Annotated in this window: 24 protein-coding genes and 6 tRNA genes; 12 read left to right on the top strand and 18 right to left on the bottom strand. The window is 62.5% G+C overall.

Features of this window, described 5'->3' with window-relative positions:
• Positions 1-515: 515 nt before the first annotated feature.
• From CAG44_RS23735 to CAG44_RS23690, 10 genes are all read right to left on the bottom strand, one after another.
• The gene (locus CAG44_RS23735; protein WP_085592512.1) at positions 516-1925 is read right to left on the bottom strand and encodes an amidase; all 1410 of its coding nucleotides are present in this window, start codon (positions 1923-1925) and stop codon (positions 516-518) included.
• Between the two features lies 1 nt (position 1926).
• Complete coding sequence (locus CAG44_RS23730; RefSeq protein WP_085693109.1) at positions 1927-3204, bottom strand: Zn-dependent hydrolase; 1278 nt, start codon at positions 3202-3204, stop codon at positions 1927-1929.
• A 153-nt stretch (positions 3205-3357) separates the two neighbouring features.
• Complete coding sequence (locus CAG44_RS23725; protein ID WP_085693108.1) at positions 3358-4053, bottom strand: ABC transporter ATP-binding protein; 696 nt, start codon at positions 4051-4053, stop codon at positions 3358-3360.
• Positions 4053-4805, bottom strand: a complete 753-nt coding sequence (locus CAG44_RS23720) for an ABC transporter ATP-binding protein (RefSeq protein WP_085693107.1) — start codon at positions 4803-4805, stop codon at positions 4053-4055. Before CAG44_RS23720 ends, CAG44_RS23725 begins: the two co-directional genes overlap by 1 nt.
• On the bottom strand, positions 4805-5824 hold the full coding sequence (locus CAG44_RS23715) for a branched-chain amino acid ABC transporter permease (protein WP_039614951.1): 1020 nt from the start codon (positions 5822-5824) through the stop codon (positions 4805-4807). The genes CAG44_RS23720 and CAG44_RS23715 overlap by 1 nt, the downstream gene beginning before the upstream one ends.
• Before the next feature lies 1 nt (position 5825).
• Positions 5826-6686 carry a branched-chain amino acid ABC transporter permease gene (locus CAG44_RS23710; RefSeq protein ID WP_039614952.1) on the bottom strand — a complete coding sequence of 287 codons (861 nt, stop codon included), beginning with the start codon at positions 6684-6686 and terminating at the stop codon, positions 5826-5828.
• 65 nt (positions 6687-6751) lie between these two features.
• Positions 6752-7954: an ABC transporter substrate-binding protein gene (locus CAG44_RS23705; protein WP_085592517.1), complete on the bottom strand. Its 1203-nt coding sequence runs from the start codon at positions 7952-7954 to the stop codon at positions 6752-6754.
• Positions 7955-8044: 90 nt separating this feature from the next.
• Positions 8045-8809, bottom strand: coding sequence for a FadR/GntR family transcriptional regulator (locus CAG44_RS23700; RefSeq protein WP_047934916.1), 765 nt, complete (start codon positions 8807-8809; stop codon positions 8045-8047).
• Between the two features lie 242 nt (positions 8810-9051).
• Complete coding sequence (locus tag CAG44_RS23695) at positions 9052-9282, bottom strand: PP0621 family protein (protein ID WP_046617024.1); 231 nt, start codon at positions 9280-9282, stop codon at positions 9052-9054.
• A 94-nt stretch (positions 9283-9376) separates the two neighbouring features.
• Positions 9377-10396 (bottom strand): outer membrane protein assembly factor BamD, encoded by a 1020-nt coding sequence (locus CAG44_RS23690; RefSeq protein ID WP_025337604.1) that lies wholly within the window; start codon positions 10394-10396, stop codon positions 9377-9379.
• A gap of 147 nt (positions 10397-10543) precedes the next feature.
• Between CAG44_RS23690 and rluD the strand changes: the two genes are divergently transcribed.
• The 8 genes from rluD to CAG44_RS23645 all read left to right on the top strand — a co-directional run bounded on the left by rluD (position 10544) and on the right by CAG44_RS23645 (position 15888).
• Positions 10544-11506, top strand: a complete 963-nt coding sequence (gene rluD, locus CAG44_RS23685) for a 23S rRNA pseudouridine(1911/1915/1917) synthase RluD (protein WP_025337605.1) — start codon at positions 10544-10546, stop codon at positions 11504-11506.
• Positions 11503-12243 (top strand): peptidoglycan editing factor PgeF, encoded by a 741-nt coding sequence (gene pgeF, locus CAG44_RS23680; protein ID WP_085693106.1) that lies wholly within the window; start codon positions 11503-11505, stop codon positions 12241-12243. Before rluD ends, pgeF begins: the two co-directional genes overlap by 4 nt.
• A 250-nt stretch (positions 12244-12493) precedes the next feature.
• The gene (clpB, locus tag CAG44_RS23670; RefSeq protein WP_025337607.1) at positions 12494-15058 is read left to right on the top strand and encodes an ATP-dependent chaperone ClpB; all 2565 of its coding nucleotides are present in this window, start codon (positions 12494-12496) and stop codon (positions 15056-15058) included.
• 386 nt (positions 15059-15444) lie between these two features.
• A tRNA-Asn gene (locus tag CAG44_RS23665) sits at positions 15445-15520 on the top strand.
• Positions 15521-15524: 4 nt separating this feature from the next.
• A tRNA-Pro gene (locus CAG44_RS23660) sits at positions 15525-15601 on the top strand.
• 6 nt (positions 15602-15607) lie between these two features.
• A tRNA-Lys gene (locus CAG44_RS23655) sits at positions 15608-15683 on the top strand.
• Between the two features lie 47 nt (positions 15684-15730).
• Positions 15731-15807 (top strand) — tRNA-Pro (locus tag CAG44_RS23650).
• A 5-nt stretch (positions 15808-15812) separates the two neighbouring features.
• A tRNA-Lys gene (locus CAG44_RS23645) sits at positions 15813-15888 on the top strand.
• Between the two features lie 230 nt (positions 15889-16118).
• Here the strand turns inward: CAG44_RS23645 and CAG44_RS23640 are convergent.
• The 3 genes from CAG44_RS23640 to CAG44_RS23630 all read right to left on the bottom strand — a co-directional run bounded on the left by CAG44_RS23640 (position 16119) and on the right by CAG44_RS23630 (position 18435).
• Complete coding sequence (locus CAG44_RS23640; protein ID WP_025337608.1) at positions 16119-17414, bottom strand: NAD(P)/FAD-dependent oxidoreductase; 1296 nt, start codon at positions 17412-17414, stop codon at positions 16119-16121.
• An 84-nt stretch (positions 17415-17498) separates the two neighbouring features.
• Positions 17499-17672: a DUF3094 family protein gene (locus CAG44_RS23635; RefSeq protein WP_013970765.1), complete on the bottom strand. Its 174-nt coding sequence runs from the start codon at positions 17670-17672 to the stop codon at positions 17499-17501.
• Positions 17673-17805: 133 nt separating this feature from the next.
• A complete protein-coding gene (locus CAG44_RS23630; protein ID WP_013970766.1) occupies positions 17806-18435 on the bottom strand; it encodes a DUF1780 domain-containing protein in 630 nt (209 codons plus the stop codon).
• Positions 18436-18568: 133 nt separating this feature from the next.
• Here CAG44_RS23630 and CAG44_RS23625 point away from each other — a divergent pair, with 133 nt between their 5' ends.
• Positions 18569-19276 carry an energy-coupling factor ABC transporter permease gene (locus CAG44_RS23625; protein ID WP_085693104.1) on the top strand — a complete coding sequence of 236 codons (708 nt, stop codon included), beginning with the start codon at positions 18569-18571 and terminating at the stop codon, positions 19274-19276.
• A 74-nt stretch (positions 19277-19350) separates the two neighbouring features.
• Here the strand turns inward: CAG44_RS23625 and yacG are convergent, their stop codons facing one another.
• Genes yacG through CAG44_RS23605 form a run of 4 tightly spaced genes read right to left on the bottom strand, consistent with a single transcriptional unit; the run spans position 19351 to position 22248 of the window.
• Positions 19351-19551: a DNA gyrase inhibitor YacG gene (yacG, locus tag CAG44_RS23620; RefSeq protein ID WP_003260624.1), complete on the bottom strand. Its 201-nt coding sequence runs from the start codon at positions 19549-19551 to the stop codon at positions 19351-19353.
• Positions 19548-20171 (bottom strand): dephospho-CoA kinase, encoded by a 624-nt coding sequence (gene coaE / locus CAG44_RS23615; protein WP_075043664.1) that lies wholly within the window; start codon positions 20169-20171, stop codon positions 19548-19550. The genes yacG and coaE overlap by 4 nt, the downstream gene beginning before the upstream one ends.
• Positions 20171-21037, bottom strand: coding sequence for an A24 family peptidase (locus CAG44_RS23610; protein ID WP_085693103.1), 867 nt, complete (start codon positions 21035-21037; stop codon positions 20171-20173). The genes coaE and CAG44_RS23610 overlap by 1 nt, the downstream gene beginning before the upstream one ends.
• A gap of 2 nt (positions 21038-21039) precedes the next feature.
• Positions 21040-22248, bottom strand: a complete 1209-nt coding sequence (locus tag CAG44_RS23605) for a type II secretion system F family protein (RefSeq protein ID WP_085693102.1) — start codon at positions 22246-22248, stop codon at positions 21040-21042.
• Positions 22249-22464: 216 nt separating this feature from the next.
• Between CAG44_RS23605 and CAG44_RS23600 the strand changes: the two genes are divergently transcribed.
• The 3 genes from CAG44_RS23600 (at position 22465) to CAG44_RS23590 (ending at position 23715) form a co-directional block, all read left to right on the top strand.
• Positions 22465-22875, top strand: coding sequence for a pilin (locus CAG44_RS23600; protein ID WP_085693101.1), 411 nt, complete (start codon positions 22465-22467; stop codon positions 22873-22875).
• A 71-nt stretch (positions 22876-22946) separates the two neighbouring features.
• Positions 22947-23022, top strand: a tRNA-Thr gene (locus tag CAG44_RS23595).
• 84 nt (positions 23023-23106) lie between these two features.
• A complete protein-coding gene (locus tag CAG44_RS23590; protein WP_085693100.1) occupies positions 23107-23715 on the top strand; it encodes a DUF6538 domain-containing protein in 609 nt (202 codons plus the stop codon).
• A 42-nt stretch (positions 23716-23757) separates the two neighbouring features.
• Here the strand turns inward: CAG44_RS23590 and CAG44_RS28580 are convergent, their stop codons facing one another.
• Positions 23758-25218 carry a hypothetical protein gene (locus CAG44_RS28580; protein WP_143516033.1) on the bottom strand — a complete coding sequence of 487 codons (1461 nt, stop codon included), beginning with the start codon at positions 25216-25218 and terminating at the stop codon, positions 23758-23760.
• Positions 25219-26863: the final 1645 nt, after the last annotated feature.

Raw genomic sequence — 26863 nt, 5'->3', positions numbered from 1 at the left:
ATTGCCGGGGCCGCTTTGCGGCCCTTTCGCCGGCAAGCCAGCTCCCACAGGTCCACCTACAGCCTCGGGACCTGTGCTTTGCCTGTGGGAGCCGGCTTGCCGGCGATGAGGCCAGCAAGGCCAATAAATATTCCAGCCGGCGGGGCCAATAGAGTACTCAACCGGTAGGTTGAGCTGAGATTGCCGGGGCCGCTTTGCGGCCCTTTCGCCGGCAAGCCAGCTCCCACAGGTCCACCTACAGCCTCGGGACCTGTGCTTTACCTGTGGGAGCCGGCTTGCCGGCGATGAGGCCAGCAAGGCCAATAAATATTCCAGCCGGCGGGGCCAATAGAGTACTCAACCGGTAGGTTGAGCTGAGATTGCCGGGGCCGCTTTGCGGCCCTTTCGCTGGCAAGCCAGCTCCCACAGATCCACCTACAGCCTCGGGACCTGTGCTTTGCCTGTGGGAGCCGGCTTGCCGGCGATGAGGTCAGCAAGGCCAATAAATATTCCAGCCGGCGGGTCCAATAGAGCACTCAACCGGTAATCGGTGCCTGCAAGTGCCGGCTAGGGTAATGCTGCTCATAGACCTTGCACACCCGCAGTACCTGCTCATCGGCAAAGCGCCCGGCCACCACCTGCAGCCCCACCGGCAACCCCTCGCGGGTGAACCCGCACGGCACCGAAGCCGCCGGCTGCTGGGTCAGGTTGAAGGGATAGCTGAACGGCGTCCATTCCATCCACTGCGTCATCCCCGACTCCGGCGGCACATTGTGCCCTGCCTCGAATGCCACCAGCGGTAGCATCGGCGATACCAGCAGGTCATGACGCTGGTGGAAGGCATTCATCTTCGCGATCAACTCTGCGCGTGCCTCCAGGGCCTGGGTGTAGTCACCCAGACTGATTCGCGCTCCCTGTTCGGCAATCCAGCGCAGCCCTGGGTCAAGCTGCGCCCGCTGTTCATCGCTGAACGCACTGGCCAACCGCGCCGCCCCGGCAAACCACAGGGTATTGAACGTCTCCAGCGGGTCGCCGAACCCCGGGTCGACTTCCTCAACCTGTGCGCCCAGCCGTGCCAGGCGCTGCACGGCCTGGGCCACCAGTGCCTGGATCTGCGGGTCGACCTGCACGTAACCGAAGTTGGCACTGTAGGCGATGCGCAGGCCGCTCAGGTCCTGCTCCTGGCCCAGCCACGGCGCCTGCCTGGGTGCGCCGGCCAACCCGTCACGGGCATCGGGGCGGGCGACGCAGTCGAGCATCAGTACCGAATCGTCGACGGTGCGCGTCATCGGCCCCAGGTGCGACAGCACGGTCATGGCACTGGCCGGCCATTGCGGTACGTAGCCGAAGGTCGGCTTGATGCCGAAGGTGCCGGTAAAGGCGCAAGGGATGCGAATCGAGCCGCCGGCATCGCTGCCCTGGTGCAGCACGCCCAGGTTCAGCGCGGCTGCCGCCGCGGCGCCACCAGACGAGCCGCCGGCGGTCAGCCGGGTATCCCAGGGGTTGCGGGTGATGCCGTACAGCGGGTTGTCGGTCACCCCCTTCCAACCGAACTCCGGCGTGGTGGTCTTGCCCACCAACACAGCGCCGGCTTCGCGCATGAAGGCCGTGAAGGGCGCATCGACTTCCCACGGGCCGGCACCCGAGGTGGTGCGCGAGCCCTTGCGTGTGGGCATGCCCCGGGTCAGGGTCAGGTCCTTGATCGAGGCGGGTACGCCATCCAGCCGGCCGCAGGGCTCGCCACGCTGCCAGCGCTGTTCGCTGGCGCGGGCGGCGGCGCGGGCTCCTTCGCCATCGACATGACAATAGGCGTTGACCGCCGGGTTGTGCAGGTCGATGCGCGCCAGCACATCGTCGATCACCTCGACCGGTGACAGTTGGCGGCGCTGGTACAACTCGAGCAGTTCGACGGCGGTGAACTCGCCAATCGCGGTTTTCTGGGTCATCTCAACGGGCTCCCGGGTTGGCGGCCTGGAACATGGCGCGCAGCAGCACGTCGCAGCCATCGGCCAGGTCCTGTGGCGCGGCATTTTCGATTTCGTTGTGGCTGATGCCGCCCTCGCAAGGTACGAAAATCATCCCGGCTGGGCCCAGTTCGGCGAGGAAGATCGCGTCGTGGCCGGCGCCGCTGACGATATCCATGTGGCTCAGGCCCAGCTCCCGCGCGCCTTGGCGCACGGCGTCAACGCACTGCTCGGCGAAGTACAGCGGCGGGAAGTCGGCGGTTGGCGTCAGCTCGAAACTCAACCCGTGCCTTGCCGTGCTGGTTTCAATGGCCGCGCGTACTTCGCTGACCATGGTGGCGAGGTGCTCGGGGTCGAGGTGGCGCAGGTCGATGGTCATCTGCACCTGGCCGGGGATGACATTGCGCGAGCCCGGGTGCAGGTTCAGGCAGCCGACGGTGCCGCAGGCATGCGGCTGGTGGGCGTGGGCCACGCGGTTGACCGCAGCCACCACCTCGGCGGCACCGACCAGGGCATCCTTGCGCAGGTGCATCGGGGTCGGGCCGGCATGGGCCTCGACGCCGGTCAGTACCAGGTCGAACCATTTCTGCCCCAGGCAGCCCTGGACCACGCCAATGGTGGTGCGCTGGTCTTCCAGCACCGGGCCTTGTTCGATATGTGCTTCGAAGTAGGCACCGACGGCATGCCCGGTGGGCACGCGGGGGCCGGCGTAACCGATGCGCTGGAGTTCCGCGCCTACCGACAGGCCCTGGTCGTCGACCTTGGCCAGGGTCTCCTGCAGGCCGAACTTACCGGCGAACACCCCCGAGCCCATCATGCACGGCGGGAAGCGCGAGCCTTCCTCGTTGGTCCATACCACCACTTCCAGCGGGGCTTCGGTGGTCAGGTCCAGGTCGTTCAGGGTGCGCAGCACCTCGAGGCCGGCCATGACCCCGTAGCAGCCGTCGAACTTGCCGCCGGTGGGTTGGGTGTCGATGTGGCTGCCGGTCATCACTGGCGGCAGGGCCGGGTTGCGCCCGGGGCGGCGGGCGAAGATGTTACCGATGGCGTCGATGCTGACCGTGCAGCCGGCGTCTTCGCACCAGCGCACGAACAGGTCGCGGGCCTGGCGGTCGAGGTCGGTCAGGGCCAGGCGGCATACGCCACCCTTGGCGGTGGCGCCGAGCCGGGCCAGGTCCATCAGCGATTGCCAGAGGCGATCGCGGTTGACCAGCGGGCCCTGGCCGAGCAGATGCTGCGATGGATCGATGCGGGTGTTCATGGTTCATCTCTCCTGAAATGACTGGGTTGCTTGTGCCGGCCTCTTCGCGGGCTTGCCCGCTCCCACAGGGATCTCACCTCTCTCAGGCCGGTGGAGTACCTGTGGGAGCGGGCAAGCCCGCGAAGAGGCCAGTACAGGTAAACGAGGCCTGTATCAGGCGCTAAGGGCCAGGTAACGGTTCTTGATGCTCGGATCCTCGCGGAACTGCGCCGCACTGCCCTGGTAGGCGACGCGACCCTGTTCCAGCACGTAGTGGCGGTCAGCGAGGGCGTCGCAGACCATCAGGTTCTGTTCCACCAGCAGGATCGACAGGCCTTCGTCCTTGAGCCGCCGCAGAATCCTCACCAGTTCGTCGACGATCACCGGGGCCAGGCCTTCGGTGGGCTCGTCGAGGATCAGCAGCTTGGGGCCGTTGAGCAGGGCGCGGGCGATGGCCAGCATCTGCTGCTCGCCGCCGGACAGGGCGAAACCGCCGTTGCGGCGCCGTTCCTTCAGCCGCGGGAACATGCTGTACACGTCTTCCAGCTGCCAGCGGCTGTCCTTGCGAACGGCAATCCTCAGGTTCTCCTCCACGCTGAGCTGGCGAAAGATGCCGCGGTGCTCCGGCACCAGGGCAATGCCGAGCCGGGCGATATCGAAGATTTCGCGGCCGACCAGCTGCTGGCCGTTGAAGCTGATCTGCCCCTGCCGTGGGCGGACGATGCCGAGGATGCTGCGCAGGGTGGTGGTCTTGCCGGCGCCGTTGCGCCCCAGCAGGGTCACCAGTTCGCCAGCCTCGACCTTGAGCGAGACGCCTTCGAGCACATGGCTCTTGTCGTAGTAGGAGTGGATCGAATCGACATTGAGCATCAGGCGGCCTCTCCAAGGTAGGCGGTGCGGACACGCTCGTCGTTGCGCACCTGTTCAGGGGTACCCTCGACCAGGATCTGGCCGTGGCTCATCACCGTGATGCGCTGGCTGATCGACATGACGATGCTCATGTTGTGCTCGATCAGCAGCACGGTGTGGTCGCGGCCGAGGTCGCTGATCAAGTCGGTCATCACCGGGATGTCGTCGATGCCCATGCCCGAAGTGGGTTCGTCGAGCATCAGCAGGGTGGGTTTGGCGCAGATCGACATGCCCACCTCCAGCACCCGTTGCTGGCCGTGCGACAGCTCGCCGGCCAGGGTCTCGGCGCGGGCGGCAAGCTTCAGGCGCTCCAGCACCTGGTCGGCGGTGTCCCAGTGGCTGCGCTTGTGCTCGACGCTGCGCCAGAAGTTCAGCGCACCCAGGCCATCGCGGCCCTGGGCGGCCAGGCGCAGGTTCTCGCGCACCGACAGGTTCTGGAACAGGCTGGTGAGCTGGAACGAACGGGCCATGCCCAGCGCCACGCGCCCGTGGGACGGCTTGCGGATGATGTCCTGGCCGTTGAACAGGATCTTGCCCGCGGTGGCCTGGCGCTCGCCGGTCAGGCAGTGGAACAGGCTGGTCTTGCCGGCGCCGTTGGGGCCGATGATGGTGTGGATGGAGCCGGCGCGAACCTTGAGGTCGACACTCGCAACCGCCTTGAACGGCCCGTAGGCCAGCTCCAGCTGGCGGGTTTCCAGGAGGTAGTCGCTCATCACAGAGTCTCCTTGGTCTTGGCCTGGGGTTTGTCATTGGCATTGCGGTTAGCCAGCAGGCGCTTGCCCAGTTCGGCCAGGCCGCCCCACAGGCCGCCACGCATGAACACCACCACCAGGATCAGGATCACCCCCAGCAGCATCAGCCAGCGCGGCCACAGCTCCGACAGCACGTCGCCCAGCAGCACGATGGCGCCGGCCCCCAGCAGCGAGCCGAACAGCGAGCCGGTGCCACCCACGATGGTCATGATCAGGATGTTCTCGCTCATCATCAGGTCGATGTTCGACAGCGGCGCAAAGTGCAGCAGCATGGCGTACAGCGCCCCGGCGATACCGGTGATGGCGCCCGACAGCATGAACACCAGGATCTTGAAGTGGCGGGTGTCGTAGCCGATGGCTGCGGCGCGGGTCTCGTTTTCGCGGATGGCCAGCAGGGTGCTGCCGAATGGCGAGCGGATCACCCGCAGCGCGCCGGCAAAGATCAGCAGGAACAGCACCGCGACGAACACATAGAAGTGCCGTGGGTCGGCCAGGTCGACCAGCACATGGCCGGCGATTTCGATGTTGGGCCGGGGCACATCGAGCAGGCCGTTGTCACCGCCGGTCCAGCCGCTGAGGGTGTAGGCCAGGAAGTAGGCCATCTGGCTGAAGGCCAGGGTCAGCATGACGAAGTAGATACCCGTGCGGCGGATCGCCAGGGCGCCTACCAGCAGCGCCAGGAAGGCACCGAACACTGCTGCGCCCAGCAGCGCGGCGAACATGCCCCACTGCAGGTGGATCATCAGCAGCGCCGCGCCATAGGCGCCTACGCCAAAGAAGATGCCCTGGCCGAACGACAGCAGGCCGGTGTAGCCGAGCAGCAGGTTGCAGGCCAGCGCCGCCAGGGCAAAGATCAGGATCTCGGTGGCCAGGGTGGCCGATGGCAGCAGCAGCGGCAGCGCCACCAGGCTGGCGACCACCAGCAACAGTAGGGCCGGGGCGCGGCCCTTGGCGACTGGCAATGGGTTTTTCTCGCTCATCTCAGGCTCTCCCGAACAGGCCATAGGGACGGACCAGGATCACTGCGGCCATGGCGCCGTAGATCATCAGGCTGGCGCCTTGCGGCCAGAGGCTGGTCATCATGCTTTGCACCACACCCACCAGCAGGCCGCCGACCAGGGCGCCGCCGAACGAGCCCATGCCGCCGATCACCACCACCACAAAGGCGATGCCGAGGATTTCCGGGCCGACGAAGGGCTGGGCGCCACGCAGCGGTGCGAACAGCACGCCCGCCACGCCGGCCAGGCCCACGCCCAGGGCGAAGGTCAGGGAGAACAGGCGGAAGATGTTGGTGCCCAGCAGCGACACGGTTTCGGTGCTTTCGCTGCCGGCCCGCACCAGGGCGCCGAAGCGGGTGCGCTCCAGCAGCAGCCACAGGCCAAGGCCGATCAGCGCGGCGAAACCGATCAGGAACAGCCGGTAGTAGGGGTAGATGAAGTCACCGACGATCAGCACCCCGCGCAATTCCGGCGGCACGGCGATGTTCTTGCCCACCGGGCCCCAGATCAGTACCGAGGCTTCCTGGATGATCAGCGCGATACCGAGGGTGACGAGGATCTGGAAGGTGTGCGGCAGGTGGTAGATGCGCTTGATCAACAGGCGCTCGACCGCCCAGGCCAGCGCCGCCACCACCAGCGGTGCGATCAGCAGGGCCAGCCAGAAGTTGCCGGTAATGGCCACGGCGGTGTAGCACAGGTAGGCGCCCAGCAAGAAGAACGCGCCGTGGGCGAAGTTGACGAAGTTGAGCAGGCCGAAAATGATCGTCAGGCCCACGGCGATGAGGAAGTAGATCATCCCCAGGCCCAGGCCGTTGAGCAGTTGGAACAGGTACAAATCGAGCATGAGCGTGCCCTCGACAGCGCGCGATGCGGCTGCCTGTACGAGTGTTTGTGACTGACGCCGCGGCCTCAGGCCAGGGCGCAACCGGTGTGGTCGACTTCGACGAACGAGCGGCCCGAGCTGATGACTTCGGCCAGGTCGTCCTCATCGCGCATCTGCCCCTGGGGCTTGCCGCGCAGCAGGTAGTAATCCTTGAGCACCTGGTGGTCGCCCGGGCGGATCAGTTCTTCGCCGGTCGGGCCCTGGAAGCGCATGCCCTGCAATGCCGCGGACACGGCGGCGCCATCCAGGCTGCCGGCCTTGATGATGGCTTCGAGCATGACCTTGGTGCCGATGTAGTCGGCCGCCAGCGGGTAGTTGGGGTTGATGCCATAAGCCTTGCGGGTGGCAGCGACCAGCTGCTGGTTCAGTGGGGTATCGACCTGGTGCCAGTACTGCGCGCCCAAGTACACGCCTTCGAGCACGTCGCTGCCCAGCTCCTGGAACTGATCGAGGCCGGCGGACCACACAATCAGCACTTTCATGCGCTCCTTGATGCCGAAGTTCACTGCCTGGCGCAGGGCGTTGGACGCCTGGCTGCCGAAGTTGAGCAGCACCAGCACGTCGGGCTTGGCGGCGATGGCGTTGGTCAGGTAGCCGGAAAACTCCTGCTCCTGCAGCGAGTGGTAGCTGTTGCCGATGTGTTCCACACCGAGCTCGGCGAACACCTTGCGGGCGTTGTCCAGCAGGGCATCGCCGAACACGTATTGCGGGGTGATGGTGTACCAGCGCTTGGCCTGTGGCAGCTGGCGGATCATTGGCACCAGCGTTTCGCGGATGGCGCCGTAGGTGGGCACCGACCAGCGGAAGGTCGAGGCATTGCAGTCCTTGCCGGTGATTTCGTCAGCGCCGACCGGGGTCATGAACACGCCGCCGGCCTTGTGGATTTCCTTCGACACCGCCAGTGCCGAGGACGACAGGGTGCAGCCCTGGAAGAAGCGGGCGCCATCCTGGCCGATGGCTTCCTGCACCTTGCGCACCGCCTTGCCGGCGTTGCCTTCGGTGTCGATGACCTTGTACTTGAGCGGGTGGCCGAGCAGTTGCGGGTATTCGGCGATGGCCAGGCGTGAGCCCATGTCGGCGTACTTGCCGTAGCTGGCGAAGGCGCCAGACATGGATTTGAGCCCATAGAAGGTCAATGGTTGCTCGGCGAATGCCCGGTGCGCCCCCAGGGGGAGGCTACCTAAGGCACCCAGGGCAAGGCCTGCCTTGAGCAGGGTACGTCTTTGCATGAGTAACTCCTTGGTTGTGGTTATTAGGCAGGAGTGGCAATGACAAAGCGGGTACGGCCGGGCCTGTGTGCAGGCCTCTTTCCAGGCGGATCAGTGGTGGTGTTCGAACTCCAGCAGGAAGTTGCGGGCAACCTCGCCTTCCAGCGCGGTCATGTGGTGTTCGGCGTCGCACATGTGTTCGTGCATCAGCCGGCGTACGGCGGGCTCGTCGCTGGCGCGCAGGGCGGTCAGCAATTGCTTGTGGTAGGCGATGTTGGCAGCGGCGAACTGCTGGCGCTTGGGCAGGTAGGCCTTTTTCAGCACCACCAGGTCGCGCAGCAGGTCGTTGAGGAACACCGCCATGAAACGCAGCAACGGGTTGGGGCAGCGGTCGGCCAGCAGGGTGTGGAATTCCAGCTCCGCCAGGCGCTGTTCGCGCTGGCCTTCCTCGCTGTCTTCCGGGGCGCTGCAGAAGTCGATGTTGGCCTGCAGCGCGGCGTAGTCGGCTTCGCTCAGCTTGCCCATTACCGATACCGCCAGCTCCACCTCGATGACCTTGCGCAACTGGTACACCTGTTCGCCGTCCAGGTGCTGGAAGTGCAGGTAGTTGCGCAGCGCGCGGCTGGCAGGTTCGGTGCCGACTTCATTGAGGTAGGCGCCGCCGCTCGGGCCGGTGCGGGTGCTGACCAGGCCCTCGACTTCCAGGGCCTTGAGCGCTTCGCGGGCGGTTCCCTTGGAGCACTCGAAATGCTCCATCAGCTCACGTTCGGTGGGCAGGCGGTCGCCGGGGTGCAGCGCTTCGGTGACGATCGAGCGCTTGACCGATTCGACGATCACATCGGACAGCTTCTGGCGCTTGCGTTTGGGTTTGAGCATTTCGCTATTTTTCATATTTATGCGGATAAATAGGATTTAGCGAGTTTTGCCGGGGTGGGTCAATGCTGGCGGCGGGGGAGGGGTCGCAAATGATGCGAAAGGGTCGGGGAGGGATAAGTGATGTTGGATTCACTGGCCTCTTCGCGGGCACGCCCGCTCCCACAGGTACTGCAAAAGGCTCAAGGCCTGCAGGGTTCCTGTGGGAGCGGGCGTGCCCGCGAAGGGGTTCAGGTGATTCAGGTTCAGTTCTGGCGCCCTGGGCCCTGTTGCAGGTGCGCCTGGCTGCAATACCACTCGTTGCCCTGCTGCAGCGCCCGGTCATTGGGCAGGTGCACGCCGCAATGGGCGCAGCGCACCATCTTCAGCGGCGCATCCAGCTTGGCCTCGGGGTGCGACTGTTGGCTGGCTTTGAACTTGCGCCACAGCCAGAACGCTGCGGCGATCAGGGCGATCCAGAAAAGTAGGCGAACCATGGTGTCCAGCTTGTCGGTTGAAGAAGCCGACAGTCTAGGACGCGGCCAATAAAAAAGGGAGGCCCAAGGCCTCCCTTTCATGTACCGCTGCGTATCAGTCGAACAGACCAAAGGTCATGTAGCTGAACCAGGAGCGGTCTTTCTCGGCTTCCTTCGGCCCTTCCGGCACGATCGGGTCACCGTTCTCGTCAGTCGGCAGCAGCTCACGTGGCATCTCGTCACGTGCGTCCTGGAACTGCTTGACCACGTCCTGGTTGGCGCGGGTTTCACCCGGCGGCAGCGGGGTTTCGGTTTCGATCAGGCCCAGGGTCGCCTTGGACAGCCAGCCGCGGCCGTCAGACTCGGTCTGCTTTGGCTGGAACTCGCCATCTGCCAGGCTCGGGTGGTCCGGGTAGTTGAGCTTGAGGGTTTCCAGGCTGGTGGCGGCCAGTTCGTCCAGGTGCATCTTCTGGTACGCCTCGACCATCACCGCCAGGCCGTCGCCGACCGATGGGGTTTCCTGGAAGTTCTCCACCACGTAGCGGCCACGGTTGGCGGCGGCTACATAGGCCTGGCGGCTCAGGTAGTAGTCGGCCACGTGGATTTCGTACGAGGCCAGCAGGTTGCGCAGGTAGATCATGCGCTGCTTGGCGTCGGGCGCGTAGCGGCTGTTGGGGAAGCGGCTGGTCAGCTGGGCGAACTCGTTGTACGAGTCGCGGGCAGCACCCGGGTCACGCTTGGTCATGTCCAGCGGCAGGAAGCGCGCTACCAGGCCACGGTCCTGGTCGAACGAGGTCAGGCCCTTGAGGTAGTAGGCGTAGTCGACGTTCGGGTGCTGCGGGTGCAGGCGGATGAAGCGCTCGGCAGCCGACTTGGCAGCCTCGGGCTCGGAGTTCTTGTAGTTGGCGTAGATCAGCTCGAGCTGCGCCTGGTCGGCATAGCGGCCGAACGGGTAGCGTGACTCCAGGGCCTTGAGCTTGTTCACGGCGCTGGTGTAGCTGGAGTTGTCCAGGTCAGCTTGCGCCTGCTGGTACAGCTCGGCCTCGCTGAGGTTCTCGTCAATCACTTCTTTATTGGAGGAACAGGCCGCGGTGAGCCCGAGGATGGCGATCAGCAGCAGGTGTTTCACTTGCATGGCGGCTTGCGTCCCTTTGACGGCCGCTGTCTTGGGCGGTGCCGTCCTGTTATGATGAGCGCCCCGGCCAACCCCGGGACAAAAGAAGTCGTATTTAACCACAAGCTCGCAGCCGAAACCAAAGGCTGTGCGCCCGCCGAATCGAGCATGTCCGAGATCATTCAACTTAGCGCAGAGGTCCCGTCCGAACTGGGCGGTCAACGCCTCGACCAGGTCGCCGCCCAATTGTTCGCCGAGTACTCGCGTTCCCGGCTGACTTCGTGGATCAAAGAAGGCCGCCTGACGGTCGATGGTGCCGTGGTGCGCCCTCGAGACCTCGTCTATGGTGGCTCGCAACTTGTCCTGGAGGCCGAGCAAGAGGCCCAGGGCGAGTGGGTCGCCGAAGATATCGAGCTGGATATCGTCTACGAAGACGACCATATCATGGTGATCAACAAGCCTGCCGGGCTGGTTGTGCACCCGGCCGCCGGGCATGCCAGCGGGACTTTGCTCAATGCACTGCTGCACCACGTGCCTGACATCGTCAACGTACCGCGCGCCGGTATCGTCCACCGCCTGGACAAGGACACCACCGGCCTGATGGTGGTGGCCAAGACCTTGCAGGCGCAGACTCGGCTGGTCGAGCAGATGCAGGCGCGCAAGGTCAGCCGCATCTACGAGTGCATCGTGATTGGCGTGGTCACTGCCGGCGGCAAGATCGATGCCCCGATCGGCCGCCACGGCGGCATGCGCCAGCGCATGGCGGTCACCGACGGCGGCAAGCCGGCGGTCAGCCACTACCGTGTGCTCAAGCGCTTCCGCTCGCACACCCACGTGCGGGTCAAGCTGGAAACCGGCCGTACCCACCAGATTCGCGTGCACATGGCTCACGTTGGCTTCCCGTTGGTCGGCGACCAGACCTACGGCGGGCGCTTCCGCATTCCGCCGGCAGCCAGCCCGACCATGGTCGAGGCGGTGAAAACCTTCCCGCGCCAGGCACTGCATGCGCGCTTCCTGGCATTGGCCCACCCGATTACCGGTGAAGTCATGAAGTGGGAATCGCCGCTGCCGGATGACTTCGTCTGGTTGCTGTCGCTGCTGAACCAGGACCGCGAGAGCTTTGTCGGATGAGTGGCCTGACGCAGTCGCTGCTGTTCCCCGACTGGCCAGCCCCGGCCTCGGTGCGCGCCTGTGTCACCACCCGCCAGGGCGGCGTCAGCCTGCCGCCCTATGAAACCTTCAACCTTGGCGACCATGTAGGGGACGACCCTGCCGCGGTGGCCGAGAACCGTCGTCGCCTGAGCGACGAATTCGCCATCCAGCCGGCCTGGCTCAAGCAGGTGCATGGGCTGGTGGTGGCGGATGCCGACCCGGCCGTGGTGGCCGAGGCCGACGCCAGCTGGACCGACCAGCCTGGCATTGCCTGCACCGTGATGACTGCCGATTGCCTGCCTGCGCTGTTCTGCGACCGGGCCGGTACCCGCGTGGCCGCGGCGCATGCTGGCTGGCGCGGGCTTGCCGGTGGTGTGCTGGAGGCCACCTTGGATCGCCTGGCACTGCCGCCCGAAGAGGTGCTGGTGTGGTTGGGGCCGGCGATTGGCCCGCAGGCGTTCGAAGTGGGGCTGGAGGTGCGTGATGCCTTTACGGCGGTGCACCCGGAAGCGGCCAGGGCCTTTGTCGATGGTGCCCGGCCGGGCAAGTTGATGGCCGACATTTATGAGCTGGCGCGTATTCGATTGGCGGCGCGTGGGGTGACTGCTGTTCATGGCGGTGGCTTGTGCACGGTCAGCGATGAGCGGTTCTTCTCCTATCGCCGTACCCCGCAAGGTGGGCGCTTTGCTTCCCTGGTGTGGCTGGAACCTCGCTAGCCTGCGCCGGCCTCTTCGCGGGCACGCCCGCTCCCACAGGTACACCACAGGTTTAAAAGGTTGCGGACTCCTTGTGGGGGCGGGCATGCCCGCGAATGGCCCAGCACTAATCCAACAGGTTGACCCCGGTCAACCCCGCTACGCTTGAATCTTCCAGAATCAGCCTTATCTATAAGGTCATCTCAGGCAGGTTTCTTCATAAACAGGCGCTGTCCATCGCTCCGACCTGCCCTTTAAAGGAAGGTACCCCATGCGAATAGACCGTTTGACCAGCAAGCTGCAGCTTGCAATATCCGATGCCCAATCCCTGGCCGTTGGCATGGACCACCCTGCCATCGAGCCCGTGCACCTGTTGCAGGCACTGCTCGAGCAGCAGGGCGGTTCGATCAAGCCGCTGCTGATGCAGGTAGGCTTCGACATCAACAGCCTGCGCCAGGCGCTGGTGAAAGAACTCGACCAGCTGCCGAAAATCCAGAACCCCACCGGCGACGTGAACATGTCGCAGGACCTGGCGCGCCTGCTCAACCAGGCCGACCGCCTGGCCCAGCAGAAGGGTGACCAGTTCATTTCCAGCGAGCTGGTGCTGCTGGCCGCCATGGACGAGAACAGCAAGCTCGGCAAGCTGTTGTTGAGCCAGGGCGTGACCAAGAAGGCCCTGGAAAATGCCATCAACAACCTGCGCGGCGGCGCGGCCGTCAACGACGCCAACGCCGAGGAATCGCGCCAGGCGCTGGACAAGTACACCGTCGACCTGACCAAGCGTGCCGAAGAAGGCAAGCTGGACCCGGTGATCGGCCGTGACGACGAAATCCGCCGTACCGTGCAGGTGCTGCAACGCCGTACCAAGAACAACCCGGTGCTGATCGGTGAGCCTGGCGTAGGCAAGACCGCCATCGCCGAAGGCCTGGCCCAGCGCATCATCAATGGTGAAGTGCCCGACGGCCTCAAGGGCAAGCGCCTGCTGGCGCTGGACATGGGCGCGCTGATTGCCGGTGCCAAGTACCGCGGCGAGTTCGAAGAGCGCCTCAAAGGCCTGCTGAACGAGCTGTCCAAGCAGGAGGGCCAGATCATCCTGTTCATCGACGAACTGCATACCATGGTCGGCGCCGGCAAAGGCGAGGGCGCCATGGATGCCGGCAACATGCTCAAGCCGGCCCTGGCCCGTGGCGAGCTGCACTGCGTTGGCGCCACCACGCTGAACGAGTACCGCCAGTTCATCGAGAAGGACGCGGCCCTGGAGCGCCGCTTCCAGAAGGTGCTGGTCGAGGAGCCGAGCGAGGAAGACACCATCGCCATCCTGCGTGGCCTGAAGGAGCGCTATGAAGTGCACCACAAGGTGGCCATCACCGACGGCGCCATCATTGCTGCGGCCAAGCTCAGCCATCGTTACATCACCGACCGCCAGCTGCCGGACAAGGCCATCGACCTGATCGACGAAGCGGCCAGCCGCATCCGCATGGAGATCGACTCCAAGCCGGAAGTGCTCGACCGCCTCGACCGTCGCCTGATCCAGCTGAAGGTGGAATCCCAGGCGCTGAAGAAGGAAGAAGACGAAGCGGCAAAAAAACGCCTGGAGAAGCTGACCGAGGAAATCGACCGGTTGGAGCGGGAATACGCCGACCTGGAAGAAATCTGGGCTTCCGAGAAGGCCGAGGTGCAGGGTTCGGCGCAGATTCAGCAAAAGATCGAGCAGGCCCGCCAGGAGCTGGAGACCGCCCGTCGCAAAGGCGACCTGAGCCGCATGGCCGAGCTGCAGTACGGGGTGATCCCGGACCTGGAGCGCAGCCTGCAGATGGTCGACCAGCACGGCAAGACCGAGAACCAGTTGCTGCGCAACAAGGTCACCGAGGAAGAAATTGCCGAAGTGGTGTCGAAGTGGACCGGTATCCCGGTGGCCAAGATGCTCGAAGGCGAGCGTGAAAAGCTGCTGAAGATGGAAGAGCTGCTGCACCAGCGCGTGATCGGCCAGGGCGAGGCGGTAACCGCGGTGGCCAACGCCGTGCGCCGTTCGCGTGCCGGGCTGTCCGACCCGAACCGGCCGAGTGGCTCGTTCCTGTTCCTCGGCCCGACCGGGGTGGGCAAGACCGAGCTGTGCAAGGCGCTGGCCGAGTTCCTGTTCGACACCGAAGAGGCGATGGTGCGCATCGACATGTCCGAGTTCATGGAGAAGCATTCCGTGGCTCGCCTGATCGGTGCCCCACCAGGCTATGTAGGGTATGAAGAGGGCGGTTACCTGACCGAGGCGGTACGGCGCAAGCCATACTCGGTGGTGCTGCTGGACGAGGTGGAGAAGGCCCACCCGGATGTGTTCAACGTGCTGCTGCAGGTGCTGGAAGACGGCCGCCTGACCGACAGCCACGGGCGCACCGTGGACTTCCGCAACACCGTGATCGTGATGACCTCCAACCTGGGCTCGGCGCAGATCCAGGAACTGGTGGGTGACCGCGAGGCACAGCGTGCGGCGGTGATGGATGCGGTGGGTTCGCACTTCCGTCCTGAATTCATCAACCGTATCGACGAAGTGGTGGTGTTCGAGCCACTGGGCCGCGAGCAGATTGCCGGCATTACCGAAATCCAGCTGGGCCGCCTGCGCAGCCGCCTGCTGGAGCGCGAACTGTCGCTGAGCTTGAGCCCGGAGGCGTTGGACAAGCTGATTGCCGTGGGTTACGACCCGGTGTATGGCGCACGGCCGCTGAAGCGGGCGATCCAGCGCTGGATCGAAAACCCGTTGGCGCAGTTGATCCTGGCAGGCAAGTTCATGCCTGGGACGGCGATTACCGCCAAGGTGGAAGGCGACGAAATCGTCTTCGGCTGATCTGTTTCACCATGAGCCCCGCATCTGCGGGGCTTTTTTTTGCCTGTGGGAGCGGGCATGCCCGCGAAGAGGCCCTCACAGCCCCAGCAAATCCGGGCCTTTCCGGCGTCCCGGATAACTTGCTGAAATTTTTGAAATTTTTGCTTGCATCTAAAATCGAGTGCCCCTAATATACGCCGCGTTGTCAGGCACTAAGCGAATCACCAGCAACATCGGTGACCGCAAAACAACTTACAAATCAGTAAGTTGAATGAAAAAAAGTGGTTGACAAGCAAAACGAAGAATGTAGAATAGCCGGCCTCAGCAGCGACAACGCGAAAGCGGGTAGCCAAAGAGACCGAAGCTAACACAAGCTTCGAAGCTGTAAAGATGTACCGAAGTTCAGTTCCGCGATAGCTCAGTCGGTAGAGCAAATGACTGTTAATCATTGGGTCCCTGGTTCGAGTCCAGGTCGCGGAGCCAATCTCGGGGTGTAGCGCAGTCCGGTAGCGCGCCTGCTTTGGGAGCAGGATGTCAGGAGTTCGAATCCCCTCACCCCGACCATTTTCCGGGTCGTTAGCTCAGTTGGTAGAGCAGTTGGCTTTTAACCAATTGGTCGTAGGTTCGAATCCTACACGACCCACCATGTAAAAAGGGCATCTCAAGCGAGATGCCCTTTTTCTTTAAGTATCACGGGGTGTAGCGCAGTCCGGTAGCGCGCCTGCTTTGGGAGCAGGATGTCAGGAGTTCGAATCCCCTCACCCCGACCATTTCCGGGTCGTTAGCTCAGTTGGTAGAGCAGTTGGCTTTTAACCAATTGGTCGTAGGTTCGAATCCTACACGACCCACCATGAAAAAAAGGGCATCTCGCATGAGATGCCCTTTTTTTTGCCTCGAATTTATCCAACCAAAAATGCCCCCTTCGGTGCATCTCGGCGATCGTCTTGCAAGAGGGCTACCGGCCCTATCGCCGGCAAGCCAGCTCCCACCAGGAGCTCCACAGACCTCGAGTCTTGTGCAGTCCCTGTGGGAGCTGGCTTGCCGGCGATGAGGCCAGTACAGGCAACCGCTATTGCATGTGTCAGTGCAATTTCAGGCGCGGCTCGGTACCCCGGCCAATCTTGCTACCCAGCATCATCAACGCCGTACGGAAGAACCCGTACAACGCCATCTGGTGCATCCGGTACAGCGACACGTAGAACATCCGCGCCAGCCAGCCCTCCAGCTTCACGCTGCCCATCAGGTTACCCATCAGGTTGCCCACCGCCGAAAAGCGCGACAGCGACACCAGCGAACCGTAGTCCTTGTACTCATAGGTCGGCAGCGCCTTGTTCTCCAGCCGCGCCTTCAAGCTCTGCGCCAGCATCGAAGCTTGCTGGTGCGCCGCCTGGGCACGTGGCGGCACGTTGCGGTCGCTACCCGGTTGCGGGCAGGCGGCGCAGTCACCGAAGGCAAAGATATTGTCGTCGCGCGTGGTCTGCAGGGTAGGGCGCACAACCAGCTGGTTGATGCGGTTGGTTTCCAGGCCATCGATGTCCTTGAGGAAACCCGGCGCACGGATACCGGCCGCCCACACCTTCAGGCTGGCCTGGATCACTTCACCGTCCTTGGTTTTCAGGCCATCCTCGGTCACTTCACTGACGGCGGCATTGGTCATCACCTTCACCCCGAGCTTTTCCAGGGTCTTGTGCACCGGCACGCTGATGCGCTCTGGCAGTGCCGGCAACACGCGCGGGCCTGCTTCGATAATGGTGATGTGCATGTCCTTGGGCTGGATGCGGTCCAGGCCATAGGCCGCCAGTTCGTGGGCCGCGTGATGCAGCTCGGCGGCCAGTTCCACACCGGTGGCACCGGCGCCGACGATGGCCACGCTGATCTTCTCGCTCGCCACATCACCGGCATGGGCACGCAGGTAGTGGTTGAGCAACTGCTGGTGGAAACGCTCGGCCTGCTTGCGGGTGTCGAGGAACAGGCAGTGCTGCGCCGCGCCCAGGGTGCCGAAGTCGTTGGTGTTGGAACCCACGGCAATGACCAGGGTGTCGTAGCCCAGGGTGCGCGCAGGCAGCAGCTCGCGGCCCTCTTCGTCGAGGGTGGCGGCCAGTTGAATCTGTTTGCCTTCACGGTCCAGGCCGCTCATGCGCCCCAGCTGGAAGTTGAAGTGGTTCCACTTGGCCTGGGCCACGTAGTTCAGTTCGTCTTCCGAGGAGTTCAGCGAGCCGGCGGCCACTTCGTGCAGCAGGGGCTTCCAGATGTGCGTGAGGTTGGCGTCGACCAGGGTGATCTCGGCCTGCTTGCGCTTGCCCAGGCTTTTACCCAGGCGGGTCGCCAGTTCCAGGCCGCCGGCGCCGCCGCCGACAATCACGATGCGATGAGTCATGGGGATATCTCATAAGGTTTACGGAATTCGTGGCCCCGGGGGCCGGCCGCAAACTGCACGAGGGGAGGGCGAGCGCGAAGCAGCTCATAGCACCAGTCCACTGAGCAGGCGGCTGATGAGACCCAACCCGATTGTCACGGCCACCACCAGCACAAGGAGCAGCCAGGGCCGGAAGGGCCTGCGCTCGACTTGGTGCTGGGGGGCTCGCAGATACTCATCGACACGACGCTGATCTTCCGGATTCAGGCGGCTGGTCATGGTAGGGCCTCGTCAGGTAGACGTTTGTGACTGCGTAAACGCTACAGCGTTCACGCAAGCGCTTGAAACAAATGATAATGCTTTCTATATCTGGCGCCGAGTGTACGCCATCGCAAACATTCGCTGCACTGGATCAAAGACTGATGCCCACGTCGAAAACAATGCTGCGGCCCAGGTTGCCGCGCAGGAAGTCCGGCGCGTCGGGGTGGGCGAACAGCACCCGGGCAAAGGTCGGCCCCACCAGCGACAGCGAGCGCCAGCCCTGGCGCAGGTATTCGGTGGGTGGCGGGAAGTGGGTGTTGAGGTCGAGCACTTCGCGCTTGAGGCTGGCGAAGGCAATGATGTCCAGCTCGTTCAGCTCCAGCCCGCGTTCCCGGTAGTTGTGCGCCTTCTTGCGCAAGGTCGGCGCCAGCCGCCCCAGCAGCTCGGTGGCACTGATGCGCCGCGGGCGCGCCTCGCGGCGTACAAGCTGCGCCAGGGAGAATGCACTGCGCCGGCGCTGCAGTTCTTCGCGCCATTCATCGTTTAGCCGGCGGCCCTCGTCGAGCACGAAAAACACCTCGAATGCAGCGTCGCGGAATAGCACATCTGGCGGTTCTTGCCCGGCCGGGGTGAAGTCCTCGCTGCGGTAGGGGATGTTCAGCCCCTGCAACAGGCGTTGGCACACCCAACGCTCCCGCTCCCACTTGCGGGCGTTGGAGAGAAAGGCATTGGCTTGTTCCGCCTGGATGGTAAGCAGGCGCAGGTAGTCTGAGTCATCCATGCAGACAAGCTTAGCCGCTAATCGGTGACGATAAGATGCTGTTTGTGCGCAGGAATCAGCCCGGTACCGGCGCACTGTTGCGCTACCCCTGCCAGATGAAATGGAGAATGGGTGTAGACTCGGCTTTATCCACATGGCTGCAAGGGGCATTCCTCAGGTGATCAGCGCGCAGGTGTTGTCCGGCACCACCCTTACGCTTGGCTGGCTGGGATATGTGCCGTTGCTGATCTGGGCGGTCAGCCAGGTGCGCTGGGTTGAGCTGTTCACTGACCGGCGCCGCCAGCATCTGCTGTTTGGCACGGTGTTCTGCCTGTTTGCCTTGTGGTTGGTGCGGCGCGATTTCGATACCGGGGTGTCGTACCACTTCATTGGCATGACGGCGGTCACGCTGTTGCTGGACTGGCCACTGGCGGTGCTGGGCGGGTTCATGGCCCAGCTCGGCTTGCTGGCGCTGGGGCGCCAGGACCTGGCGGCGCTGGGGGTGAATGGCTTGTTGCTGGTTGGCCTGCCGGTGCTGATAGCCGAGGCGTGCGCGATAGGGGTCGAGCGTGCCCAGCCGCGTAACCTGTTTGTGTATATTTTCTGTTCAGGGTTCTTCCCGGCGGCACTGACCGTGCTGGCCTGCCTGTTGGCTGCGCTGGGGCTGTTGTGGCTGGACGGGCGCTTCGCCATGCCGGAGTGGCTCAGCGATTTTGTCGGCTACCTGTGGCTGATGATGTTCCCCGAAGCGTTCATCAACGGCACGGTGATCAGCGCGCTGGTGGTGTTTTGCCCGGAGTGGCTGGAAACCTTCAACCGCACGCGGTATCTGCAGGCGCCGTGGAAGGAGGATGATCGTTGATTCTCTGGTGGCTGTACTGGCCCTTTCGCGGGTTCACCCGCGAAAGGGCCCTGAAGGACAACTTGGCTATCGGATCAATGCCGCGGCTCCAGGTCCCCCGAGTACAGCTCATCCTCGGACTCTTCCGCCCCCGGAATCTTGTGCTCCTCCGCCGCCCAGGCGCCCAAGTCGATCAGCTTGCAACGGTCCGAACAGAATGGCCGGAACGGACTTTTCTCGTTCCATTCCACAGGTGCGCCACAGGTCGGGCAATCGACGGTCAATGGCTGGCTCATGGCTGGCCTCCTCGTAAAGTCAGGTAAAAGTGGTGCAGGCGGTCAATCTGCTGATGCAGCGCGGCCAGGTCGCCGTCATTGACCACCACATCATCGGCATGGCGCAGGCGCTCCTCGCGGGCCAGCTGGGCCTTGAGAATGGCCTGCACCTGCTCGGCACTGGTGTTGTCACGCGCCAGGGTACGCGCCACCTGCAGCTCCTGCGGCGCATCGATCACCAGCACCCGCTGGGTCTTCTGGTACTGGCCCGACTCGATCAGCAGCGGCGACACATACACCGCATACGGCGACTCCGCCTTGGCCAGGTAGCTGAAAATCTCCTGCCCGATCAGCGGGTGCAGCAATTGCTCCAGCCATTTGCGCTGCGCCGGGTCGGCGAAGATCAGCTGGCGCAGGGCGGCACGATCGAGTTGGCCGTCCGCCTGCAGCACGCCGGCGCCGAAGCGCTCGACGATGCTGGCCAGGGCCGGGCGGCCAGGCTCGACAACCCAACGCGCCGCCTGGTCGGCATCGACCAGGTGCACGCCAAGCTCGACGAAACGCTCGGCAGCGGCGCTCTTGCCGCTACCAATGCCGCCGGTCAGGCCGAGAATCCAGGGGGTAAAGGCCGCAGTGGTCATCAGAATCCAAGCAGTTGTGTGTATGAAGCGTATATTTCATCACCCCAGAGCACGGCAATCCACCCCGCAATCGCCAGATAGGGGCCGAACGGGATCGCCGTACCCATGGCATGCCGGCGCAGACGCAGCAGACACAGCCCAGCCAGCGCCCCAACCACCGACGACAGCAGCAGGGTCAACGGCAACACCTGCCAGCCACCCCAGGCCCCGATCAGCGCCATCAGCTTGAAGTCGCCATAGCCCATGCCTTCCTTGCCAGTGACCAGCTTGAACAGCCAATACACCGTCCAAAGGCTGAGGTACCCGGCCACCGCGCCCCACAGCGCGCTGGTCAGCGGGATGTAGAGGCCGAAGGCGTTGACGATCAGCCCCAGCCACAGCATCGGCAGCACCAGCGCATCCGGCAGCAACTGATGCTCGGCATCGATCAGGCTCAGGGCCAGCAGGCACCAGGTCAGCGGCAGCGCCAGCAAGGCCTCGGGCGAAGCACCAAAGCGCCAGGCCACCACCAGCGACAGCAGCGCGCTGGCCACCTCCACCAACGGGTAGCGCGGGCTGATGCGGGTTTTGCAGGCTGAACAACGCCCGCGCAAGGCCAGGTAGCTGATGACCGGAATGTTCTCCCACGCGCGAATCCGATGCGCGCAATGGGGGCAGCGCGAGGCAGGTAGCCACAGGTCGAAACGCTCGTGCGGCGTGATCGGCAATTCCAGCATTTCCTGCGCCTCACGCTGCCATTGCCGCTCCAGCATGATCGGCAGTCGGTAAACCAGCACATTGAGAAAACTGCCCACCACTAGGCCCAGCACCGTGGCCAGGGTGAGAAAGTACGCCGGCTGCTCAGCCAGCAAAGTCCATAAAGTCATGTTCAGATCAAGCTACCCAACTGGAAGATCGGCAGGTACATCGCCACCACCAGGCCGCCCACCAGCAGGCCCAGGACCAGCACGATGGCCGGCTCCAGCAGGCTGGTCAACTGGTCCAGCGCCTGGCTGACCTGTTCCTCGTAATGGCTGGCGGCTTTTTCCAGCATCTGGTCCAGCGTGCCGCTGGATTCCCCGATGGCCGTCAGTTGCACCAGCAGCGGCGGAAACAGCGGCTCAGCGGCCATCGCCTGGTGCAGCCCCTGCCCATTGGCCATGCCCTGACGCAGCCGCAACACCGCCTGTTCATGCAGGTCGCCGCCACTGACCCTGGCCACCGTGCCCAGCGCATCCAGCAACGGCACCCCGGCGGAGTAGGACGTTGCCAGGCTGCGCGCAAAGCGCGCCAGCGCCGCCTGCCCCAGCAGCGTGCCGAACACCGGCAAACCCAGCACCCGGCGAGATATCCACAGGCGCGCTGGCGGGTGCTGCCGGTAGAGCTGGCGCATGGCAACACCCAGCACCACACCCATCACCAGCAACAGCGGCGCAAACCGGCTCAGCCCTGTGGACAAGTCGATCACCCATTGGGTAAATGCCGGCAACGCCACGCCCATGCCCGAGAACATACTCTCGAATTTCGGAATCACCTCCAGCAACAGGATCGCCGACACCCCCAGCCCAGTCAGCAACAGCAGCAACGGGTAGATCATCGCCTTGCGCACCTTCTTGTGCAGCACCCGACGCTGCTCCAGCATGCCTGCCAGCTGTTCCAGCTGCCGGTCGAGCGTGCCGGACTGCTCCCCCACCCGCACCAGGTTGCAGTACAGCGCATCGAACCAGCCCGGGTGGCGCTGCAACGCATCTGCCAGCCCCAGGCCCGAGGCCACATCCTGTTTCAATCTATCCAGCAATGCCGCCTGCGCCGCATCACAGCCACTGCGCCCCATCACCTCGAACGCCTGCAGCAGCGGCACCCCGGCCTTGAGCAAGGTCGCCAGCTGCCGGCTGAACCCCGCCGGGTCGGCCTTTGCCCGCCGTTTCGGCAAACTGAACGTCAGCCCACCGGCAGGCCGCAAACTGGCGACCTTGATGCCCTGGCGAATAAGCCCGGCACGCACATAAGCCGGGCTGCGCCCGGACGTTTGCCCGCTGACCGGTGTGCCGTTGGCGTCGGTGCCGTGCCAGGTGTAGAGGAGTGTGGATTGGGTCATGCAAAGGTCCTTTTTCTGCCCGTGCGACAAGCCTGGAAACAGCTTGCCGCGCCCATGCAAGGGCGTGCCTCCGAGATGCTCACTAGAGTAGTTCAGCGAAGACGACGCCCGAGCGGGCAGGGGTGACAAAAGGTGTCTGTTCAGGCCTACTGCGCCGCTGCCAGCCGGGGTCGAGCCTGACCTCAACGAGTACGCGTATCAAAAAGGAAAACGTTCATGAAAGGGCAACGCGGTATCACCCTGATCGAACTGATGATCGTCGTCGCGATCATCGGCATTCTGGCGACCATCGCCTTACCGATGTACACCAACCACCAGTCACGCTCCAAGGCCGCGGCCGGGTTGCTGGAGATCAGCGCGCTGAAGACGGCGATGGACCTGCGGCTGAATGATGGGAAGGATGTGCCGGATGTGGCCGCGCTGGGGGGCCAGCCGGCGACGGCGCACTGTGCGATCACGGCTAGCGGCAAGGCGGCGGATGGCACCGGGAGCATCGTGTGCACGCTGGTGGATGCGCCGGCCACTGTGCTCGGCAAGGCACTGACCCTGACGCGTTCGGCTACTGGGTGGGCGTGTACGACCAACATCGAGGAAGACCTGGCGCCGAAGGGGTGCAAGGCGCCTTGAGGGTGGGGCAATAAACTAGCGGAAACAGGGGTTTGCGTAACGGGTGCGAGCAGTGGTACGTTGCGCTACACGCCGGTGTAGCTCAGTCGGTAGAGCAGCGCACTCGTAACGCGAAGGTCGCAGGTTCGATTCCTGTCTCCGGCACCATGAAATCTCCATAAAACCCTTTAAAATCAAGGGGTTGCGACCTCTAAAGCCCCTCTCGCGTGGTACCTTTGTGGTAACTACTCGATGAAAGCTAGCTTTGGCTCCCTCCAAGTGAACCTCCGCTACACCTACTCCCGCAAAGGGACGCTGTACTATCAGCGACCCATTCCGAAAGAACTCCAGCCCCGATACGGCAAAAAACTCGTGAAGGTGAAGCTTAAGAGCGCGGATGTGCTCCTGGCTAGCCGCGAGGTGGATCGCTTGAACCGACAGGTTGAGGCTGAATGGGAGGGCCTGAGGGCGGAGCCGACATCCTCCCCACAAGCTATCAGGGCCCACGCCGTGTCTCTCCTCCGTGATTGGGGGCTCGCCGATCAGCCCGCGAAGAATGACCCTTCCATCGTCGAGGTGTTTTTCGACTTCCTGGATGGCAAGCGGCCAAATCACGCAGTGGAAGATGAAGATCAGCGTGCGCAACCCAACCCCGTGGACTCCCTCTCACCCACTGAGCGGGAAGCGGCAAAGCTGCTGGCTGGACGGGTTGAGGTACGTCTGAGCGATGCACTGGAGTTCTACCTGAACACCCACACGAAGCGTGACGATGCCAAGTTCTCCGCAGATGCTCGGCGGGTGTTCGATGGACTGATGAATGTGATTGGTGACAAGCTCTTTGAGTCCTCTCGCAGCCCATAATTCAAATATTTGAGTTGTTGGTAGCTGCGAGAGGTTGGGGTTTTAGTCTACTGTCCAGCCAAGTTGTCTGGCATATGACTGGAGTTTGTTAAGAGCATACTGCGCCACCGTAGACCGATTCCCTGAGTCCAGGAATTGCCCTTTGCGCCAGGTATATTCGATACAAAGCACGCGATCTTCGTAGTGAATTGCATTGTCTGGGATTAGGGCGCAATAGGGAAGCTTTGTTTCGGATGTCACCTCGATAAAACCTATCTCTGAAGCCTCCAAGGTCTTCTCGACAGCGGTCTTCATTATTTTATTGAGATTTTTGTCTTTTCCGAGGTTAAAACCTTGCTCTGAAAGTAGCTGAAACGCTGTCGCGGCCTCATCTCCTGGTGTTCCTCTTGACTCATGCCGGGAGATTGAAAGCTCGCATATCATCTTTCCGAAGTCAGATCGAGATAAGTCTCGAACACCTCTGCCTGGGCCGTACCTTCGGTATCCAACTTCGTCGAAGAGGGGCATGGATTCAGAAAAATTACGAATTGATGACGCGGCGGCCGTTGGTGCTAGGCAAAGTGCGTGAGCGTTCAGTTGAACAATTGTGCGTGTCAAAAGCCCTCGCCTATGGCTCCACCACTTACCTATCTCGCTCTGCGCGGTTACGGAGATGAGAGCGTGTGAGTCAAGGAGGCCATAGTGAGATGGGGAGGTTAACTGGGTTAGCACTCCAGGGTCTGCGCTCTCGCTTGCATAGACGATGAGCATCGAGACAGGCTTTTCCAGCTCAGCTCTGAGGTCAAGAATTCTTCTATTGAAGTCTTGGGAGATTTTGCGTAAGAAGGTTCCTAGGCTGTGGAACTCATCGGGGTTGTAGTTTTCTGGATCAACACCGAGTTCTTCAAGATTGTTTATGCGGTTCGCAATAGACAAGGTGTGTTTAGCAATTTCCACCCATCCACTTTTCTCAGGGCCTTTGCATACGAGCGGAAGAGGGATCGCTGTTGGACCTGCAATCGCTACGTATCTATCTGCTAGCTTTGTCGCTACTTCACTACTGGTTTCGGGCCAGAAAATTAACGCGGGAACACCAGCCGCGTTGGTCCTAAGGAAACGTTTGAGTGTCGCAAGTTCAGCATCGCTAGGTGGAGAGTTTTCGCGGTGGTCAATGTTAATGGGGATGATTTTTTTGTTGTTTGCAGGTAGACCTACAGAGAATTCCTTAACTGCTTGGACCAAGCCTTCAAAGGTAAGGTCGCCCTCATAGAGGCAGGTGGGACCAAACTCTGTGGGAACCCATTGACTTACGTTCATCGCGAACGTCGTTTTGCCGATGCCTGTAGTTCCCACCAGAGGAACTAAAATTCCCTCATCTCGAGAATAAATATCGCTGGCCAAGGATTGTAGCGCAGAGATATTTTCCGATGACGGGGCGGTCAGTAAGTTGGCAACTTCAGTTCCAAGCCGGGTTACTAAACGCTCATAGCGATCAGGTAAAGAAAGATCTTTAAGCAGATGCATAGCTGACCATCCTGTCTAGCGCCATCTTGCTTCCTTAGCGCGGTTAAGGTGAAGAATTAGATGCTATCAAAATGCCACTTTTTCGGCTAGAGGCGTTCGAACAGGTGGAGCGCAGCCCGCTCGGACCAACGGAGGTATTCATCTATAGGCAAGGACATACATTGCTGCGCAGGCCTGCTTTCGGAGCGTATTCCTATGCTCGTGGTTGAGGCCTCGTGGTAATCCTGTGGTAACCTCGCCAGCCCTGCACGCGATTGCACCCGATTCCATTGGTCGCCACACCCCGGTTCGATTCCTATCGTTTCTGTCTCCGGCACCAGATCTTGTTGGCACGATGCAGGTTTTCCTAGTTTCGGCTCTTCCAAAAATGCCCGCCTTGTGCGGGCATTTTTGTCTCTTCCTCAATCTGCTTTTGGTCGATCTGGCTATCTTCAATCCACCGCTTCGTCTGAGTGAATGGGCCGCGGCTTTTCACTTACGATTGCACGGGTTTCTAGATAATGGGTGGCTGGCATTTTGCTTTCGCCCAGTGTTTTCGGGGTGTTTGGCAAAATTTTTTAAGATAGTGTTTTCACCGGTTAGATATATCTCAGATGGCCTGCCTGGTCACCATAGCCAGCAGACACTCCGCATTACCCTGAGGGAGCGAGTTCACTCGCGAACACCGGCGAAGCCGGAGCCATTCACCGAGGTGCTTTCTTCCCGGATAACCCAGCCCTCCAGGGATAGCCTCAGGCAAAGGGGCATGCCATACCTGCAGAGGCAACTGTCGTGCTCAATACGAAAATGGATAGCGTGATCCCTGTGGGAGCGGGCGTGCCCGCGAACACGGGCGAAGCCCGTGCCATGCACCGAGATGCTGACCCGCCGTAGGCGCGTAGAAAGAACAGTGCCAATGCAATTTTCACCAGCGACCCTGTGGTACGAGCCCTGAAAACCACGGCAATCATTTTTGGCGAATCTCCCCAAGCTGATAGCTCGCATGTTCCCGACCCATGTGATGGACGCCAATTCCAGTACACCGCTTTCGTGTGTCGGACGCTCCTCTTTACTTCGCGGTCCTGCAGCAACCTATCCGCTTGGACGAATCCTGCGCCGACCAGTGCCCGTCTCTTTCTGTGGAAAGAAACGGGCACTTCCAACACCGCTGCAGCCCTGATCGCACATGGCTTTGCGGCATTTCCCCTCGTGGCAATCGGCGTGACAAACGCCGATGTCACCAGCAACAGTCATGCAGATGATGGTGCCGCAGATCAGGGAATGGACTGCGCCTGACTGACAGTCAGGCATGCCCCAGTCACCGCATTGCTGCTTGCACCTGGCTCAGGATCTCGCGGCACTGGTCTCGTCAGCCAATGCAGCCTCCACCCGCCCACCGGTAACGGTGCTCACGAGGCCAGATCATGAGATGCCCTTGCTCCCGGACGTAAGGAGCCGCCAGTCCCGCGTAGAGAACACTCCCCACAGGTCGCAGGGGCCTTGATCCCTGATAACACTCAGCATTCTTGGCGGGATGACGTGGGGGAAGGACTGGAGAGCAGAATATGAGGTGAGCGACATGGGACTGGTGGGTAGACGCGATGGCCGCAATTTCGGCTACTCGTTCGTCGCTTAGAGAAGCCATGACTATTCAAGTGCCTGCGAT

Origin of the sequence: Pseudomonas sp. B13(2017), from assembly GCF_002113245.1 — a bacterium.
Classification (GTDB): domain Bacteria; phylum Pseudomonadota; class Gammaproteobacteria; order Pseudomonadales; family Pseudomonadaceae; genus Aquipseudomonas; species Aquipseudomonas putida_Z.
The sequence above is the reverse complement of the archived record's forward strand: the minus strand, read 5'-3'. Positions and strand labels throughout refer to the sequence as shown.

Excerpts from the sequence above, each read along its gene's own strand:
- CAG44_RS23705 (WP_085592517.1), bottom strand. The coding sequence starts at position 7,954 with ATGCAAAGACGTACCCTGCTCAAGGCAGGCCTTGCCCTGGGTGCCTTA.
- CAG44_RS23610 (WP_085693103.1), bottom strand. The coding sequence starts at position 21,037 with ATGACTTTATGGACTTTGCTGGCTGAGCAGCCGGCGTACTTTCTCACC.
- CAG44_RS23720 (WP_085693107.1), bottom strand. The coding sequence starts at position 4,805 with ATGAGCGACTACCTCCTGGAAACCCGCCAGCTGGAGCTGGCCTACGGG.
- CAG44_RS23605 (WP_085693102.1), bottom strand. The coding sequence starts at position 22,248 with ATGACCCAATCCACACTCCTCTACACCTGGCACGGCACCGACGCCAAC.
- CAG44_RS23730 (WP_085693109.1), bottom strand. The coding sequence starts at position 3,204 with ATGAACACCCGCATCGATCCATCGCAGCATCTGCTCGGCCAGGGCCCG.
- CAG44_RS23700 (WP_047934916.1), bottom strand. The coding sequence starts at position 8,809 with ATGCTCAAACCCAAACGCAAGCGCCAGAAGCTGTCCGATGTGATCGTC.
- CAG44_RS23630 (WP_013970766.1), bottom strand. The coding sequence starts at position 18,435 with ATGGATGACTCAGACTACCTGCGCCTGCTTACCATCCAGGCGGAACAA.
- CAG44_RS23625 (WP_085693104.1), top strand. The coding sequence starts at position 18,569 with ATGGCTGCAAGGGGCATTCCTCAGGTGATCAGCGCGCAGGTGTTGTCC.
- CAG44_RS23590 (WP_085693100.1), top strand. The coding sequence starts at position 23,107 with ATGAAAGCTAGCTTTGGCTCCCTCCAAGTGAACCTCCGCTACACCTAC.
- CAG44_RS23725 (WP_085693108.1), bottom strand. The coding sequence starts at position 4,053 with ATGCTCAATGTCGATTCGATCCACTCCTACTACGACAAGAGCCATGTG.
- CAG44_RS28580 (WP_143516033.1), bottom strand. The coding sequence starts at position 25,218 with ATGCATCTGCTTAAAGATCTTTCTTTACCTGATCGCTATGAGCGTTTA.
- CAG44_RS23635 (WP_013970765.1), bottom strand. The coding sequence starts at position 17,672 with ATGACCAGCCGCCTGAATCCGGAAGATCAGCGTCGTGTCGATGAGTAT.
- coaE (WP_075043664.1), bottom strand. The coding sequence starts at position 20,171 with ATGACCACTGCGGCCTTTACCCCCTGGATTCTCGGCCTGACCGGCGGC.
- CAG44_RS23715 (WP_039614951.1), bottom strand. The coding sequence starts at position 5,824 with ATGAGCGAGAAAAACCCATTGCCAGTCGCCAAGGGCCGCGCCCCGGCC.
- CAG44_RS23735 (WP_085592512.1), bottom strand. The coding sequence starts at position 1,925 with ATGACCCAGAAAACCGCGATTGGCGAGTTCACCGCCGTCGAACTGCTC.
- CAG44_RS23710 (WP_039614952.1), bottom strand. The coding sequence starts at position 6,686 with ATGCTCGATTTGTACCTGTTCCAACTGCTCAACGGCCTGGGCCTGGGG.
- clpB (WP_025337607.1), top strand. The coding sequence starts at position 12,494 with ATGCGAATAGACCGTTTGACCAGCAAGCTGCAGCTTGCAATATCCGAT.
- CAG44_RS23690 (WP_025337604.1), bottom strand. The coding sequence starts at position 10,396 with ATGCAAGTGAAACACCTGCTGCTGATCGCCATCCTCGGGCTCACCGCG.
- CAG44_RS23600 (WP_085693101.1), top strand. The coding sequence starts at position 22,465 with ATGAAAGGGCAACGCGGTATCACCCTGATCGAACTGATGATCGTCGTC.
- CAG44_RS23695 (WP_046617024.1), bottom strand. The coding sequence starts at position 9,282 with ATGGTTCGCCTACTTTTCTGGATCGCCCTGATCGCCGCAGCGTTCTGG.
- yacG (WP_003260624.1), bottom strand. The coding sequence starts at position 19,551 with ATGAGCCAGCCATTGACCGTCGATTGCCCGACCTGTGGCGCACCTGTG.
- CAG44_RS23640 (WP_025337608.1), bottom strand. The coding sequence starts at position 17,414 with ATGACTCATCGCATCGTGATTGTCGGCGGCGGCGCCGGCGGCCTGGAA.
- rluD (WP_025337605.1), top strand. The coding sequence starts at position 10,544 with ATGTCCGAGATCATTCAACTTAGCGCAGAGGTCCCGTCCGAACTGGGC.
- pgeF (WP_085693106.1), top strand. The coding sequence starts at position 11,503 with ATGAGTGGCCTGACGCAGTCGCTGCTGTTCCCCGACTGGCCAGCCCCG.